Annotated in this window: 14 protein-coding genes; 5 read left to right on the top strand and 9 right to left on the bottom strand. The window is 64.5% G+C overall.

What is annotated here, in order from left to right; all coding sequences use genetic code 11:
• Positions 1 to 58: 58 nt before the first annotated feature.
• The 6 genes from VFB18_RS14255 to coxB all read right to left on the bottom strand — a co-directional run bounded on the left by VFB18_RS14255 (position 59) and on the right by coxB (position 5,315).
• Entirely contained in the window at positions 59 to 949 is an 891-nt protein-coding gene (locus tag VFB18_RS14255) for a cytochrome c oxidase subunit 3 (protein WP_324976690.1), read from the bottom strand.
• 57 nt (positions 950 to 1,006) lie between these two features.
• Positions 1,007 to 1,606 carry a cytochrome c oxidase assembly protein gene (locus VFB18_RS14250; RefSeq protein WP_324976687.1) on the bottom strand — a complete coding sequence of 200 codons (600 nt, stop codon included), beginning with the start codon at positions 1,604 to 1,606 and terminating at the stop codon, positions 1,007 to 1,009.
• 15 nt (positions 1,607 to 1,621) lie between these two features.
• Positions 1,622 to 1,765: a hypothetical protein gene (locus VFB18_RS14245; RefSeq protein WP_324976684.1), complete on the bottom strand. Its 144-nt coding sequence runs from the start codon at positions 1,763 to 1,765 to the stop codon at positions 1,622 to 1,624.
• Entirely contained in the window at positions 1,765 to 2,715 is a 951-nt protein-coding gene (locus VFB18_RS14240) for a heme o synthase (protein WP_324976681.1), read from the bottom strand. Before VFB18_RS14240 ends, VFB18_RS14245 begins: the two co-directional genes overlap by 1 nt.
• A 92-nt stretch (positions 2,716 to 2,807) precedes the next feature.
• Positions 2,808 to 4,412: a cytochrome c oxidase subunit I gene (gene ctaD / locus VFB18_RS14235; RefSeq protein ID WP_324976678.1), complete on the bottom strand. Its 1,605-nt coding sequence runs from the start codon at positions 4,410 to 4,412 to the stop codon at positions 2,808 to 2,810.
• A 75-nt stretch (positions 4,413 to 4,487) separates the two neighbouring features.
• Entirely contained in the window at positions 4,488 to 5,315 is an 828-nt protein-coding gene (coxB, locus tag VFB18_RS14230; protein ID WP_414675756.1) for a cytochrome c oxidase subunit II, read from the bottom strand.
• 498 nt (positions 5,316 to 5,813) lie between these two features.
• Between coxB and VFB18_RS14225 the strand changes: the two genes are divergently transcribed.
• On the top strand, positions 5,814 to 6,368 hold the full coding sequence (locus VFB18_RS14225; RefSeq protein WP_414675754.1) for an invasion associated locus B family protein: 555 nt from the start codon (positions 5,814 to 5,816) through the stop codon (positions 6,366 to 6,368).
• Between the two features lie 191 nt (positions 6,369 to 6,559).
• Here VFB18_RS14225 and VFB18_RS14220 read toward each other — a convergent pair whose 3' ends face one another.
• The 3 genes from VFB18_RS14220 to VFB18_RS14210 all read right to left on the bottom strand — a co-directional run bounded on the left by VFB18_RS14220 (position 6,560) and on the right by VFB18_RS14210 (position 11,749).
• Positions 6,560 to 9,406 carry an AMP-binding protein gene (locus VFB18_RS14220; protein ID WP_324976671.1) on the bottom strand — a complete coding sequence of 949 codons (2,847 nt, stop codon included), beginning with the start codon at positions 9,404 to 9,406 and terminating at the stop codon, positions 6,560 to 6,562.
• 105 nt (positions 9,407 to 9,511) lie between these two features.
• Complete coding sequence (locus VFB18_RS14215) at positions 9,512 to 10,894, bottom strand: glutamate--cysteine ligase (RefSeq protein WP_324976667.1); 1,383 nt, start codon at positions 10,892 to 10,894, stop codon at positions 9,512 to 9,514.
• A gap of 123 nt (positions 10,895 to 11,017) precedes the next feature.
• Positions 11,018 to 11,749, bottom strand: a complete 732-nt coding sequence (locus VFB18_RS14210; RefSeq protein WP_324976665.1) for a 16S rRNA (uracil(1498)-N(3))-methyltransferase — start codon at positions 11,747 to 11,749, stop codon at positions 11,018 to 11,020.
• A gap of 34 nt (positions 11,750 to 11,783) precedes the next feature.
• Here VFB18_RS14210 and ubiA point away from each other — a divergent pair, with 34 nt between their 5' ends.
• From ubiA to VFB18_RS14190, 4 genes are all read left to right on the top strand, one after another.
• Positions 11,784 to 12,737: a 4-hydroxybenzoate octaprenyltransferase gene (ubiA, locus tag VFB18_RS14205; RefSeq protein ID WP_324976662.1), complete on the top strand. Its 954-nt coding sequence runs from the start codon at positions 11,784 to 11,786 to the stop codon at positions 12,735 to 12,737.
• Positions 12,738 to 12,982: 245 nt separating this feature from the next.
• Positions 12,983 to 13,807 (top strand): 3'(2'),5'-bisphosphate nucleotidase CysQ, encoded by an 825-nt coding sequence (locus VFB18_RS14200; RefSeq protein ID WP_324976659.1) that lies wholly within the window; start codon positions 12,983 to 12,985, stop codon positions 13,805 to 13,807.
• Positions 13,808 to 13,878: 71 nt separating this feature from the next.
• Positions 13,879 to 14,130 carry a DUF4170 domain-containing protein gene (locus VFB18_RS14195; RefSeq protein ID WP_324976655.1) on the top strand — a complete coding sequence of 84 codons (252 nt, stop codon included), beginning with the start codon at positions 13,879 to 13,881 and terminating at the stop codon, positions 14,128 to 14,130.
• A 109-nt stretch (positions 14,131 to 14,239) separates the two neighbouring features.
• The gene (locus tag VFB18_RS14190; protein WP_324976651.1) at positions 14,240 to 16,105 is read left to right on the top strand and encodes an ABC transporter ATP-binding protein; all 1,866 of its coding nucleotides are present in this window, start codon (positions 14,240 to 14,242) and stop codon (positions 16,103 to 16,105) included.
• Positions 16,106 to 16,115: the final 10 nt, after the last annotated feature.

The following is a 16,115-nucleotide window of genomic DNA, read 5'->3' as shown; positions in this document are numbered from 1 at the left end:
ACGAAAAAGGGGCGGCCGTGGTGAGACCGCCCCCCGAGATTGCGCCGGTCGGCTGCGATTAGCCAGCCGGATAGTTGCTCCCTGCACCCCACACATAAATGCAGGTGAACAGGAACAGCCAGACCACATCGACAAAGTGCCAATACCACGCGGCCGCCTCGAAGCCGAAATGCTGCTTCGGGGTGAAGTCACCGCCCATGGCGCGGAACAGCATGACCGTCAGGAAAATCGTGCCGACGATGACATGAAAGCCGTGGAAGCCGGTGGCCATGAAGAAGGTCGAGCCGTAGATGTGATGGGCGAAGGCGAAGCCGGCGTGCGAGTACTCATAGGCTTGGCACAGGGTGAACATGATGCCGAGCCCGATGGTGCACAGCAGGCCCATGACGAGGCCTCGCCGGTTGCCCTCGAGCAGGGAGTGATGCGCCCAGGTCACCGTGGTGCCCGAGGTGAGCAGGATCAGGGTGTTGACGAGGGGCAATCCCCACGGATTGAAGGTGTGAGCGAACCAGCCGAGGCCGGCGACATCGGTATCGGCGCTCGGCACCGGCGGCCATTGCCCGCCGAGCACCTGGGTCCTGGCATAGGTGACCACGCTGTCGGGATAAAGAGCAGCATCGAAATAGGCCCAGAACCAAGCGACGAAGAACATCACCTCAGAGGCGATGAAAAGGATCATGCCGTAGCGCAGGTGAAGCTGCACGACCGGCGTCTCGTAGCCCTCATGCGCCTCCTTGATGACGTCGCGCCACCAGCCGAACATGGTGAAGATGACGAGGACGAGGCCAGGAATGACGTACCAGAGGTGCGGGGTGCCCGCCTTCTTCGACATGAAATAGAGCAGCGCGCCGATCGCGAGCGTAAAGGCGCCGGCGGCACCGACCGCGGGCCACGGGCTCGGGTCGACGAGATGGTAGTCGTGCTGTGGTTTGGCGTGCGCTTCGGCCATGTTTCGCTCCCGTTTCTCAAAAGCTCCTGAAGGCGACCCCACTCGCCTCACTGTCCACTATGATCCCGAATTGCCCGCGGCCGGGGCGGCGGCAACGCCCGCGCCCTTGTCGCTGCGGTAGAAGGTGTAAGACAAGGTGATCTCGCTGATCGACTTGGTATCGATGTCGTCGACGATCTTGGGATCAACGAAGAAAGTCACCGGCATCTCGACGCTTGCATGCGGGGCAAGCGTCTGCTGCTTGAAGCAGAAGCACTCGATCTTGGTGAAGTAGCGGCCGGCAAGCTCTGGCGCCACATTGAAAATGGCCTGCCCGGTGACCGGCTCGGACGAATTGTTGGTGGCCTTGAAGAAGGCCAGAGCCGTCTCGCCGATCTTGACGGTCATGGCGCGCTCATCGGGCGCGAAGCTCCAGGGGAGCGCCCCGTCGACATTGGCGTCGAAGCGAATCTTGATGGTCTGGTCGAGCACCTTGCCGGCGCCATGCTCGGCGCGCTGCGGCAGACCGCCATAGCCGGTCACCTGGCAGAAGAGCCGATAGAGCGGGACGGAGGCGAAGGCGAGGCCGACCATGGCCGCGACCAGCCCGGTGAGGGCAAACGCGGTCAGACGGGAGCGCCCTCCCCGTGCTTTGCTGTCCTGCTCCCGTTCACTCATGGCTTTACGTCTCGCTCAGATTGGCCGATCGGCGACATGACCGCCCAGCCTGACGATGGTGACGATGAAGAACAGCACAACAAGGCCGAACAAGACCCAAGCGATGGCCAGCGATCGCTTGCGTTGACGGCGTTTGCGCTCCTCTTCGACATCTTGCATCACAACGTCCGGACAAGGGGAAGCGCTCCGCCGACCCCGAAGGCCTGCTCGACGAGCATGGCGGCGAACAGCAGGAAGAGATAGAGCACGGAATAGGCGAACAGATCCTTCGCCGCGCGCGCGGCTCTCTCGCCTTCCCGCTCACGGTAGCAAGTATAAGCGAGCACCACGAAGATCGCGCCGAGCACCGAAGCCGCAACCGCATAGAGCGTGCCGCCGAGGCCGATGATCGCCGGCACCATGCTGAGCGGGGCGAGGATGAGGCTATAGACGAGTATCTGAAGCCTGGTCGCGTCCTCCCCGCTCACCACCGGCAGCATGGGAACTCCGGCCCGCTCGTAGTCGCGGGTCCTGAGCAGCGCGAGCGCCCAGAAATGGGGCGGCGTCCACACGAAGATGATGAGAAAGAGGATGACGGGCGCGAGGCTGATCGTACCGGTCGCGGCCGCCCAGCCGATCATCGGCGGAAGCGCGCCGGCCGCCCCACCGATGACGATGTTCTGCGGCGTCGCGCGCTTGAGCCACATCGTATAGACGAACACGTAGAAGCCGATGGTGAGGGCGAGCAGCGCCGCGGAAAGCCAGTTGGCCATCAGCCCGAGACAGACGACCGAGCCCAAGGCGAGCACGGCGCCGAAGGCGCGCGCCTCGGAGGGACTGACGTGACCGCGGGGAATGGGCCGTGCCGCGGTGCGCGCCATGCGCGCGTCGATATCGGCGTCGTACCACATGTTGAGGGCGCCGGCAGCGCCTGCGCCCGCCGCAATGCAGATGAGGGCGGCGATTGCGAGCACGGGATGCATCGAGCCCGGCGCCGCGACGAGACCGACCAGCGCGGTGAAGACCACGAGGAACATCACGCGCGGCTTCATCAGCCCGACATAGTCGGCGACGTCGCCTCCTATCGCGGGATCGAGCTCGGCTGCAATCGCTTCGACCGTCTCGGCCATCATCTACTCACTCAAGGCCCGCGGCGCGGCGGCGAGCCAATCGGCACACGGCAGCGCGGTCGAACCCCGCTGCAGGCTCACACAAAGGTGCCTCATTTGATCCGCGGCAGCGTCTCGTAGGTATGGAACGGCGGGGGCGAAGGCAGCGTCCATTCGAGGGTCGTTGCGCCCGGACCCCAAGGATTGGCGGCAGCGCGCTCCTTGCGGGCGAAGCTGTAGGCGATCCCGATGAAGAACACGATCACGCCGGCGAAGGAGATGTAGGACCCGATCGAGGAGACCATGTTCCAGCCGGCGAAGGCATCCGGATAGTCGGCGTAGCGGCGCGGCATGCCGGCAAGCCCGAGGAAATGCTGCGGGAAAAAGATCAGGTTGGCACCGATGAACATCAGCCAGAAATGCAGCTTCCCGAGCGTCTCGGAGTACATGTAGCCCGTCATCTTCGGCGACCAGTAGTACCAGGCGGCGAAGATCGAGAACACCGCCCCGAGCGACATCGTGTAGTGGAAGTGCGCCACCACGTAATAGGTGTCGTGGAAGGAACGGTCGACGCCGGCATTGGACAGGACCACGCCGGTCACGCCGCCGATGGTGAACAGGAAGATGAAGCCGAGCGCCCACAGCATTGGCGTGCGGAAGCTGAGCGAGCCGCCCCACATGGTGGCGATCCAGGAAAAGATCTTGATGCCGGTGGGGACGGCGATGACCATGGTGGCGAACACGAAATAGGCCTGCGTGTTCACGCTGATGCCGGCCGCGTACATGTGATGGGCCCACACCACGAAGCCGATCACGCCGATGGCGACCATGGCGTAGGCCATGCCGAGATAACCGAAGATCGGCTTACGCGAGAAGGTGGACACGATCTGGCTCACGATGCCGAAGCCGGGGATGATCAGGATGTACACCTCGGGATGGCCGAAGAACCAGAACAGGTGCTGCCACAAGAGCGGGTCGCCGCCCTTCGAGGAGTCGAAGAAGGCGGTGCCGAAATTGCGGTCGGTGAGCAGCATGGTGATGGCGCCCGCCAGCACCGGCAGCGACAGCAGCAAGAGGAAGGCGGTAACGAGCACCGACCACACGAACAGCGGCATCTTGTGCAGCGTCATGCCCGGCGCGCGCATGTTGAAGATGGTGGTGATGAAGTTGATGGCGCCGAGGATCGAGGAGGCGCCGGCAAGATGCAGCGACAGGATGGCGAAATCCATGGCGATGCCGGGAATGCCCTTGGTGGTGAGCGGGGCATAGATCGTCCAGCCGCCGCCCACGCCGTTCGAGCCGGGAGCGCCCGGCATGAACAGCGAGAGGACGAGCAGGCAGATCGAGGCGAACAGGAGCCAGAACGAGATGTTGTTCATGCGCGGGAAGGCCATGTCGGGGGCGCCGATCATGAGCGGCACCATCCAGTTGCCGAACCCGCCCATGGTCGCCGGCATCACCATGAAGAACACCATGAGCAGCCCATGGCCGGTGACGAGGACGTTGAACACCTCGGGGTTCGAGAAGATCTGCATGCCGGGCTCCATGAGCTCGGCGCGCATCAGAATGGAAAACACCCCGCCGACAACGCCGCCGAACATGGCGAGCACGAGATACATCGTGCCGATGTCCTTGTGGTTGGTGGAGAAGAGCCAACGCCGCAATCCGTGCGGATGCTCGTCGTGGTGGGCTTCCTCTACATGGGCGGCTTTTGCCATGGCAGTTTTCCTTGTCTTCCTAGCGTTCCTTGATGGTCTGTCGACCACGCGACGATCGGGTGAAAGGCTCGGCTCCTAGTCCTTCGCCGCCGCGATCTTGTTCTTGGTGTCGAGTTCCGCGCTCGGGGCCTTGTTCTTGGCGACCCAGTCGTTGAACTCCTGCTCCGAAACGACGTGCACGGCGATCGGCATGAAGGCGTGGTTACGTCCGCACAGCTCGGAGCACTGGCCATAATACATGCCCTCGCGCTCGGCCCTGAACCAAGTGAGCTGGAGGCGGCCCGGCACGGCGTCGAGCTTGACGCCGAAGGAGGGCACGGCCCAGTCGTGGATCACGTCGTTGGACTTGAGCCCGACGACGACGTTCTTGCCGACCGGCACCACCACCTCGTGGTCGACGGTGAGAAGGCGCGGCTGTCCCGGCTTGAGATCGGCATCCTGCACGATGATCGAGTCGAATTTGATGCCCTGGTCGGGATATTCGTAGCTCCAGTACCACTGGTTGCCGGTCGCGGTGATGGTGAGATCGGCCTTGGGGAAGTCGTACTGGGCGAACAACAGCCGGAACGAGGGGATGGCGATGGCGACGAGGATCAGAATCGGCACCACCGTCCACAGAATTTCCAGCGGCGTGTTGTGGGTGGTGCGGGTCGGCTCTGGATTACGCTTCTCGTTGAAGCGGACCATCACATAGACGAGAAGCACAAGAACGAAGAGCGCGATCAGGGTGATAATGATGGTCACGTAGGTGTGGAACGACTCGATCTGTTCCATGATCGGCGTGTTGGCCCTCTGGAAGCCCATCTGCCAGGGAGCGGGCTGACCGTCGCCGGTCTCCGCGAAGGCCGGCCACGCAAACGCAAGGCCGAACGCAACCATCAGAATTCGCTTGAGAATCGCCATTCTTGCACTCCTAAAGCCTGCTCCCTTTGCCCACCCTCTCCCCGCATAGAGACAGATGGATTGCAATCCGCGACGGATAGGGCGAGACCAGCGTCGCCCACGCCGCTTGGCCGAAGGCAAGGGGCGGCGCGAAGGTTCGTCTCGATATCAGGCGTCGCCCCCACCGTGAATTCTTGGCGCCAAGCCCCGCGCGGGGGCTTGGAGGCTGTTTTCCGATGTTCAAATCATAAAGGCCACAAATTGGCAACACTCATGATTCATGAGATTCCGCGTGCTACTGCGGCATATGCACGCTTATCGTTTGGCCGTGGGGGCCGTCAAAAGTTCCCGGAGTCAAACGTCGAAATTTGGCCCCAATACTCGGCGAAGGCCGTCTTCCATGTCGCTTGCTTCCCTAACATCCCGCTTTTTCTTCCCGCCTTCTCTCCCTACACCGCCCGCAGGCGCGACTGCCCGCGCCGAAAGGTTTCTCTAGGGCCCATGGCGACAATGCGCCAGATGCGATTCTTTTCACACCGGCCGCTTGGCCGGGTCCTGGCCGCGGTCGCCGTCGTGCTTGGACTTGTTGGCCATGTCGACGCGCAAGGCGCAGCTCCCGAGGCTTCGTCCGTCGCCACGGGGCCAGGAAGCGTGGTGCGCGAGACGCACGGCGCCTGGCAGGTCTCCTGCCGCACGCCGCCGGGCGCCAAGGAGGAGAAATGCGCGCTGGTGCAGAGCGTCACCGCCGAGGACCGGCCGAATGTCGGGCTCACGGTCGTGTTCTACAAAGCGGTCGGTGAGGACAAGAAGCTGCTGCGCGTGGTGGTGCCGCTCGGCGTGTTGTTGCCTACGGGGCTCGGACTCAAGATCGACGGCCAGGACGTGGGCAACGCTCCGTTCCTGAAATGCGGCAAGCGCGGCTGCGTGGCGGAGGTCGTGCTGCAGGACGAGGTGATCAACAAGATGAAGACCGGCACCACTGCCATGTTCATCATCTTCGATACGCCCGAAGCCGGCATCGGCATCCCGGTCAGCCTGCAAGGCTTCGGTGACGCGCTCGCAAATCTGAAATAGGGGCGGCTTCGCAAAAAAAATCGGCGGCAGAAAAGGAGAATCCGCCGCCGATCACATCCGTCTTGGGGGACGGACTAGCGTCCCATCAGTGCAGGGTGGCAGATGGGACGGTGACTTACCCCCGATATGGTTAGCGCGGCACACCCCTTCAAGGGCCTGCGGCGGGCCACCCCGCCAGCCTGCCCAACCCCTCACAGCGGCAGCTTCTCGAGCGCCAGGTCGGGCTCGCCGCACAGCGCAAGCATCTTCGCGCGCACCGCATCGCGAAGCCGCACGGCGGCGCTGAAATCGTTGCCGTCGGCCCGCATCGCCTTGCCGACATGGACGCTGATCCGGCTCGCTCGCGGAAACCATTGTCCGCCGCGCAATGCCGAGCGCGTTCCGCCGATCACGACCGGCACCACGGGGAGGCCGGCCTCGGCGGCAACCTGGAACGACCCAAGACGGAATCCGAGAAGGCCCGGCATCCGGGTGAGCGTTCCTTCCGGAAAGAAGACGATGCGTTCGCCCGAGCGCGCCGCTTCGAGCACCTTGCGGGCATCTTCGACGCCGCCCTCGACGTCGGTTCTGCGCACGAACAGGGTGCCGATGCGGCGCAGGAAGGGACCCGCGATCCGCTGGCCCGCAAGCTCCTCCTTGGCGACGAAGGACAACGGCCCCGGGATCGCCGCCAAAAGCACGAGTGGGTCGAGGTAGCTTGCGTGATTAGCGGCGAGCAGGACGTCCCGCTCGGGGATCGGGGCTTCGGACACGACCGTGGGCGACTGTCGGGTGAGCCACAAGAAGCCGCGCGCCATGCGGTTGATGAGCGTGTGGCGCCAAGTCCGGCGCGGCAGGAGAAGAACCCCACACCAGGTGATGCCGGCGCCCGCGACCAACAGCGTCCACCAATAAGCTGCATAGAGCAGGTCCAAAATCCTGCGGCGGAGGCGGCGGGCGCGGTGGCCAAGCCCCGACAAAGATAGTCTCGCAAGCTGCCACCAAAGCGCATAGCCCTTCTTCGCAAGCGAGCCGCTTTCATAGAGCGCGCGCGCCGCCGAGCGCCTGAGCTTGCCGCTCGAGGTCTTGGGCACCGTGTTGGGAGGCGCCAGCACAACCTCGTCGGGCGCCATATCGAGATGGGTTCTGGCGACCTCGATGATCTTGTTCCTAAGGGCGTCGAGGTCGCCCGGCGCGGTGAGGCGCGTTTCGGCGAGCAACACGAGCCGCTCGGTGCCTTGGCCTCCGAGCGCGCTCGGAAACGCGGCCACGCATCCTTTGCGCACGCCCTCCACGTCGCCGACCAGCGCCTCGAGCTCCTGCGGGTAGATGTTGCGCCCGGCCTTGATGATGATGTCCTTGATGCGGCCGGTGATGTAAACGTCGCCGCCGGCGATATAAGCCCTGTCGCCGCTCTCGAGCCATTCGCCCTCGAACAGCGCCTTGGTCTTCTCCTCGTTGCGGAAGTAGCCTTTCGTCGCCGATGGCCCTTTGAACTGGAGGCGCCCCTCGGTGCGCTCGGGGACCTCGACGCCGGCCTCATCGACGATGCGGATTTCGTGCCTCGGGATCGGGCGGCCGCAGGCCACGAATGCGAGCGCGGTCGGATCGTCGGGCTCAGCCGGCTCGGCCCTTCCGTCGCGGGAGAGCGCGGTGCGCTTCACCCGATCGACGATCGGTCCGCGCCCCACGGGAGGACAGGTCAGCCCGACGGAGTTCTCGGCCATGCCATAGACCGGAGCCATGGCCTTGGGAGAAAATCCGTATCTGGCGAAGCGATCGGTGAAGCGGGCGATGGTGCCGGGGCTCACCGGCTCGGCTCCGTTCATCAGCATCCTGAGCGAGCCGAGATCGAGACCCGCGATGTCCTCATCGTGCACGCTCTTGCAGCAGAGTTCGTAGGCGAAATTCGGCGCCGCCGATAGCGTGGCCCGGTGGCGGCCGATCGCGCGCAGCCAGCGTCCCGGATCGGAGAGGAAGGCGAGCGGCGGCATGATGACCGTCGGCACGCCGTAATGCAGCGCGCCGAGCCAGGCGCCGATCAGTCCCATGTCGTGATAGAGCGGCAGCCAGCTCACGAAGACGTCAGAGGAGCTTGCATCGAGTGCCTCGCCAACGGCGCGAATGTTGGCGAGGAGGTTTCCGTGGGTGAGAACGACGCCTTTGGGGTCGCCGGTGCTGCCCGAAGTGTACTGGATCAGCGCCATCGTATCGGGGCCCGCAGGCAGCGGCTGCTCGATTTCTCCCGTGTGCTTGAGATCGTTCACCGTTTCCACGTGACGCAAATCTTCGACGAGCCCGAGCATCAGCTGGCCGACGGCGCGGAATTCCGCTCCAATGATAAGAAGGCTGGCGGCGGCGTTGGTGAGGATCTTGGCTTGTCGCCGGAGGTGCTCCTCGACCTGCGCCTGCCGGAACGGGGGGTAGATGGGGACTGGCACGCCGCCCGCGTAAAGCGCGCCGATGAAGGCGGCGAAGAACGCGGCCTCGGTCGGCAGCATGATGGCCACGCGGTCGCCAGGCTCGAGCCCCCGCGCGATCAGCCCGGCGGCGACGGCGCGGGCTTCCCGGTGGAGCGCGGCATAGGTGATGGTCCGTTCGTCATCCTCGCTCTGCCACAGCAGGATGTGCGGGCGGTCGCCGTGGGCGCGCAGATGATGCGCCAGCACGGCGATCAGGGTCGGCTCGGAGAACGGCACGGCGATCTCGGGAAGCTCGACGCGCTGGGGCGGTAGAGCCTCCAATGCTGCGGCACTCTCGGGCGCCGCGGCGAGAACCGCTTCGAGAAGGTCGCGCGGCGTTCTCGCATCGGCGAGCAGCCGGTCGGGCAGGCGAATCTTGAAGGCCCGGTCGAGCCTGAGCACAAGCTCGGTCCGGCCGAGACTGTCGAGGCCGAGGTCGCGGTCGAGATCGCTGTCGAGGGTGACGGCCACCTTGCGCTGCATCTCCGGATGCAGCTCCAATACGAGGTCCCGCACGAGGCGGATCAATCTTGCGGCGAGTTCGGGGCTGGCTTCCTTCTGGTCGTTCGCGGACAGGCGCTGCCGTGAGTCGATCATCGCGAGACTCCGTGGCGTTCGCGGCTCATGACGGAACGGCCGCCCAGAAGGAAAGAGTAGTTTCCCCTGCCCGCCAGCCGCAATCAACCCGCGATGATCTCGATTCTAGAACGCCTCGGTCTCGAAGATCTTGTCGATGTCGCCCTGCCACGGACCCTCGTACTCGGCGAGCAGCCGGTCGGCGGGTGACCGCCCCTCCCCCAGCGTCTCGAGAAGCGGCACGAGCCATTTCCGCTCGTCCTCGCCGTTCCGGTCGAGCCGGGCTCTGCCTTGCAATCCGCCGAGCGCGATCGTCAGTACTTCGCGGGCCACATCGGCCAGCCTCCGCTTGCGGAACGGCGCGGAAAGACCAAGCCGCGGCACGGAATCGCGCAGCGCCTGGATTTCCGCGAGAGTCCAATCAGCGGTGAGGGCCAACGCCTGATCGAGTGCCGCGCTGTCGTAGAGGAGCCCGACCCAGAGCGCCGGCAGCGCGCAAAGCCGGCGGAAGTCGCCGGCGTCAGCCCCGCGCATCTCGAGGAAGCGCTTCAGGCGCACGTCGGGGAAAAGCGTGGTGAGATGATCGGCCCAATCGTCGATGGTCGGCAGCACGCCGGGAAGAGCGGCGAGCCTGCCTTCGAGGAAATCGCGAAACGAGGCGCCGGCCACATCGATATAGCTCTCGTCGCGGTAGACGAAATACATCGGCACATCGAGTGCGTAGTCGACGTAGCGCTCGAAGCTCATGCCGGGCTCGAAGGCGAAGGGGAGCAGGCCGGTGCGATCGGGGTCGGTATCGCGCCAGATCTCGGCGCGATAGGACTGGTAGCCGTTCGGCTTGCCATCGGTGAAGGGCGAGTTGGCAAAGAGCGCGGTCGCGACCGGCTGGAGAGCGAGCCCGACGCGCATCTTTCTCACCATGTCGGCTTCGCTCGCGAAATCCATGTTCACCTGTACGGTGGCGGTGCGGAACATCATGTCGAGGCCGAGCTTTCCTCGCGTCGGCATGTAGCGCTTCATGATGCGGTAGCGCTCCTTCGGCATGACCGGCGTCTCGGCGAGCGTCCATTGCGGCGAGAAGCCGAGGCCGAGCGTGCCGAGGCCGAGCTCCTTGCCCACCTCCCTCACCTCGGCGAGATGCTGGCGCGTCTCCTCGTGTGTCTGGTGCACGGTCTCCAGAGGCGCGCCAGAAAGCTCGAGCTGACCACCGGGCTCGAGGCTGATCGCCCCGCCTTTGGGACAATCCTTGCGGCGGAGCGCGATGATGTTGCCCTTCTCCAGGACCTCGTCCCAGCCGAACCGGTCGCGCAGAGATTGCAGCAGGACGCGGATGCCGCGATCGCTGTCATAAGGGACCGGCGAGTGGTCCGATGTGTGGAACACGAATTTCTCGTGCTCGGTGCCGATCCGCCATTCGCCCCGAGGCTTGCAGCCGGCCTCGAGATAAGCCACGAGCGCATCGCGCGACTCGATGATCGGGCTTTCAGGCCCACTCACCCGTGTCGACATCAGAAGTGCTCCGGCTCGAGGTTTGAGGGTTGTTGGGGATGCTTGCGAAAGGAGCAGCGAGACTCAGAACGCAAGAGGGGCCTTTATCGCGCCCGCCGCGCGGACCTTACAAGCGTTTCTTCCTTAGCGCCAATCGCCGAGCGCCGCGTTCACAAGGGCGAGAGCGGCGACGGCGGCGGTGTCGGCGCGCATCACCCTTGGCCCCAGCGAAATGGGGTGAACGAAAGGTTTTGCAAGAAGGAGAGCGCGTTCCTCGGGATCGAAACCGCCCTCCGGCCCGATCAGGACGGCAACGGGACCCGGCTCGAGCGCGGCGAGGGTCTCGAGCGGAGAGGCCGATGGCGCAGCCTCGTCGGCGAAGATCAGGGGCCGGCCGGCGTCCCATGTGGCGAGCACCTTTATCAGCGGCTCAGGCTCCGCGATCTCGGGCACGCGCAAAATGCCGCACTGCTCTGCCGCCTCGACCGTGTTGGCGAAGAGCCGGTCCACCTTGAGGCGCTCGGCCACGGTGCGGCGGGTTAGGACGGGGCGAAGCATGCTCGCGCCGAGCTCGGTGGCCTTCTGCGCCATGTAGTCGAGCCGCGCCCGCTTAAGCGGCGCAAACAGATAATGAAGATCGGGCCCCGCTTCTTGCGGGCGCGTCTGGTGCGAAACCTGGGCGCGCGCCTTTTTCTTGCCGATGGCGGCGAGCGAAGCGCACCATTCCCCGTCCTTGCCGTTGAACAGCAGAATCTCATCGCCCTCCCGCAGCCGGAGGACATTGCCGAGATAGTGCGCTTGACCCGAATCGAGCTCGACCTCGCCGCCGGGCGCGAGCTTTGACTTGACGAATAGCCGCTGGAGCTTAGAGGGCATAGAAAAGAGTTCGTCGAAGAGCAGCAAACGACACATGCCACGTCCAACCTCGCAAGGCAAAGAGGGCGCGATCCCCGCAAACCCACCCGGCAATCCGGTCGAGAGGTTCGTGCCGGAGGCGATCCTTCCCTATCTCAGGCTTGCCCGCTTCGACCGGCCGATCGGCATCTATCTCCTCGCCTTCCCCTGCCTGTGGTCGGCGTCGCTCGCGGCGCGGAGCATCGGCGATCCCTATCCCGATCCTTGGCTGCTCGTTCTCTTCCTCATCGGGGCGATCGTCATGAGAGGCGCCGGCTGCACCTATAACGACATCGTCGATCGCGACATCGACGCGCGCGTCGCGCGGACGAGGACGCGTCCGCTGCCGAGCGGCAAGGTCACGCCCAGGGCGGCCTTTCTGTTCATGGTGGCCCTTTCGCTGATCGGCCTTGCCGTGCTCGTCTCATTCAACCGCTTCACCATCTTGATCGGGCTCGGGGTGCTTCCGATCGTCGCGCTCTATCCCTTCGTCAAGCGCTTCAGCCATTGGCCGCAGACCGTGCTCGGGCTTGCCTTCAACTGGGGCGCGCTGATGGGCTGGGCCGCCGCACTCGATCGCCTCGACTTGGCCCCACTCGTCCTCTATGCGGGCGCCGTCTGCTGGACCATCGGCTACGACACGATCTACGCGCATCAGGATCGCGAGGACGATGGACTGCTCGGAGTGAAATCCACGGCCCTCCGCTTCGGGCGCGCCACCAAGTTATGGCTCACGGTTCTCTACGCAATCGCCTGGCTCGCCATTACCGCGGCCGGACTTCTGGCCGGCGCCGGATTCGCCTTCCTCCTCGGCATGGCGGCCGCCGCAGGCCAACTCGCCTGGCAGGTGGTCACGCTCGACATCGACGATGCGGAGAATTGCCTCGCCCGCTTCCGCTCGAACCGCGACTTCGCTGCCATCGTGCTCGGCTCGATTCTCCTCGATATGGGTCTTGCGGCAATCTTCTGAGGAGAGCAGATAGACAGAGGGCCTCGGGGCGCGAACGCCCCGAGGCCCGGATGACGCCTTACTGTTATCTTCCTCGCGTAGAGGACGACGCCTTGCTGTTAGCTTCCCCCTGTGGCCGCCTTTGGCAGCCCTTTATTGCCACGATCGTGCCACAGAAGATTTCCGATAGGCTTAATGGACGTTGTTAACGAGCGGTATGCGGTAATTAGCTTGCCGCATGGTTGAGAGAATCTTCCCGAGTGCAGATGACAGCAATTGAACCAAGACAAAGGCCGCAAGAGCCCGCCACGCTCGAGGAAGATTACGAGCTTCTTAAACAGGCGGTGCGCGATGCGGGCGCGCTCGCGCTCAGCTATTTCCGCCAGCAGATCACCGTCAACCGCAAGCCCGACGGCTCTGAGGTGAGTGAAGCCGACCTCGCCGTCGATACCGCTCTCAAGCTCGACCTCGCCGCCAAGCGTCCCGATTACGGCTGGCTGTCGGAGGAGAGCCTCGACGACGGCGAGCGGCTGAAGCACGCCCGCGTGTGGATGGTCGATCCCATCGACGGCACCAACGCTTTCCTGCGCCACGTGTCCGAATGGACGGTGTCGGCCGCTCTCGTCGAGGACGGCGTGCCGGTGCTCGGCGCCGTGTTCAATCCTGCGACCCGGCAGTTCTTCTCGGCGATGCGCGGCAAGGGCGCTTTCCTCAACGACAAGCCGATCAAGGTAAGCGACAAGAGCTCGCTCGACGGGGCCCTGCTGATCGCAAGCGGCGGCCTTTTCAAGAAGAAGATCTGGAAGGAACCTTGGCCCGAGGTGCAGACGCGGTGGGTGAACTCGGTCGCCTACCGGCTCGCGCTGGTGGCCTGCGGAGAGGCGGACGCCACCATCTCGCTCTCGGCCAAGAGCGAGTGGGACTTGGCCGCGGCGGCCGTCATTCTGACCGAGGCCGGCGGCATCATCACCGATCACAAGGGGAAGTCGCATCCCTATAATTCGCCCTCGCCGCGCCTGCCGAGCCTGGTCGCAAGCGGGCCGAAGCTCCATCCGCTCATCATCGAGCGCACAAACCGCGTAGACCTATAGCCCTCGATCCGGCAAAGTCGCGGGCGGTTTTCCGAAGTCGCGAGGTTTCGATGAGATCGGCAGGAGTGGGCATGGCGGGGACTAGAGCCGGCAAGAGGCAGTTGCTTCATCTTGTGTTCGGGGGCGAGCTGACATCGCTCGACAAGATCGAGTTCAGCGACCTCAAGAAGCTCGACATCGTCGGCATCTATCCCAACTATGCCGAGGCCTACGACGCCTGGAAGGATGCCGCCCACCGCACGGTGGACGACGCGCATATGCGCTATTTCATCGTGCACCTGCACCGGTTGCTCGACCCGGGCGAAGCGGATGGCGCGGCTTGATGGCAAGGGCTTGAGACGGGCGAGGTTTTTCGCCTTAGGCACGGGGGCACAGCGTGCTAGAAGAGCGGCAGGGTCCATCGGCGAAACCGCCGGAAAATCGGGGAAGCGCTTGAAAGATCAGTTGTTCAGGGACGTCAGCGGCATCACGCGGGGCGCTGACGAGCTTCAGGTCGAATACTCGACCGGAGAAATCGTGGTGCGCATCTGGCGCGAGCATCTGCGCCCGCGCATCGGCCTTCTCCTGATCGCCGGCATCGCCATGGTCCTCACCGCCGCCACGACCGGCGCCATTCCCTTCCTCATCCAGCGCACGGCCGACGACGTGTTCGTCGCCAAGAATCAGGAGATGGTCTACCTGATCACCGCAGCCATCGTGGCGGTGACCATCGTCAAGGCGATCGCCGAATATGTCGGCGATGTCACCGTGAACTATCTCGGCAACCGTTTCATCGCCGATCTCCGTATCCAGATGTTCGGCAAGCTTGCCCGCGCCGATCTGAGCTTCATCCAGACGGTGCATTCGGGACGCCTGCTGTCGAGCTTCCTCAACGACGCAACGCTGATCCGCGCCACGGCGAGCCGCTCGCTGGTGACCCTCGGCGAGAACTATCTCAAGGTCATCATCCTCGTCGCCACAATGTTCTACATGGATGCGCGCTTCGCGGTGCTCGTGCTGTTCTTCATGCCGCTCGCCTGGTTCATGCTGTCGCGCCAGCGCCGCACGATGCGGAAATCGACCTCAAAATCGCTGCAGGAGACAGGGGACCTCTCCGCGCTCATTACCCAGACCTTGCGCGGCATGCGCGTGGTGCGGGCCTATCGCCAGGAAGAGCGCGAGCAGGAGCGCGCCGTGATCACCATCAACCGCGCGCTCGAATTCACCATGCGCGGCACGCGCGCACGCGCGCTGTCGAGCCCCTCGATCGAGCTTCTGACCGGGCTCGGCTTCGCGCTCGCGATCTTCTTCGCCGGCACCAAGGGCGTGCGCGGCGATCTCACGCTCGGCCATTTCATGGGCTTCATGACGGCGGCGCTTCTGATCTATACGCCGCTCAAGAGCGCGGCCACGCTGCAAACGCAGTTGCAGGAAGGCATGGCGGCGGCGAGCCGCGTGTTCGGAGTGATCGACCTCAAGGTGCATCTCGGCGAAGCACCGGACGCCAAGCCGCTGAAGCTGGAAAGGGGCGAGATCGAATTCGCCAACGTCTCGTTCGCCTACGAGCCGCAAAATCCCGTGCTCAAGGGGGTGAGCCTGAAAGTGCCGCCGGGCCGTACGGTCGCCCTCGTCGGTCCGTCGGGCTCGGGCAAGAGCACGCTCGTCAATCTCGCGCTCCGCTTCTTCGACCCTGAGCGCGGCAAGGTGACGATCGACGGGCAGGACATCAAATTCACGACCATCGATTCGCTCCGCGACAACATCGCTCTCGTGACGCAGGACCCGGTTCTGTTCGACGACACGATCCGCGCCAATATCGCCTACGGGTCGAAGCCGATCGTGGAGGAGCAGGTGATCGCCGCCGCCAAAGCCGCGGCCGCGCACGATTTCATCATGGCGCTGCCCAACGGCTACGACACACGCGTCGGCGAGGCCGGCGGGCTCCTCTCGGGGGGCGAGCGCCAGCGCATCGCCTTTGCGCGGGCGATCTACAAGGATGCGCCGATCCTCCTGCTCGACGAGCCGACCAGCTCGCTCGATTCGGAGGCCGAGGCCAAAGTGCAATTGGCGCTCGAGGAGCTGATGCGCGGCCGCACCGTGCTGATGATCGCCCACCGGCTTTCGACGGTGAAGAAGGCTGATCTCATCTGCGTGTTGGATCAGGGCCGCATCGTCGAGACCGGGCGGCATGACGAGCTCGTCGCCAAAGGCGGCCTCTATACCAGGCTGCACCGGACCCAGTTCGGCATCGCCGGAGGATTCGCTGCTGCCGCGCCTGAGTCCCAGAGTGCAAGCGCAATCGCCGTGGCCGGCGAGTAGCAACGCGTAA

The organism is Methyloceanibacter sp. (assembly GCF_035650995.1).
GTDB lineage: Bacteria > Pseudomonadota > Alphaproteobacteria > Rhizobiales > Methyloligellaceae > Methyloceanibacter.
This window is presented reverse-complemented; position numbering and strand designations above follow the sequence as displayed.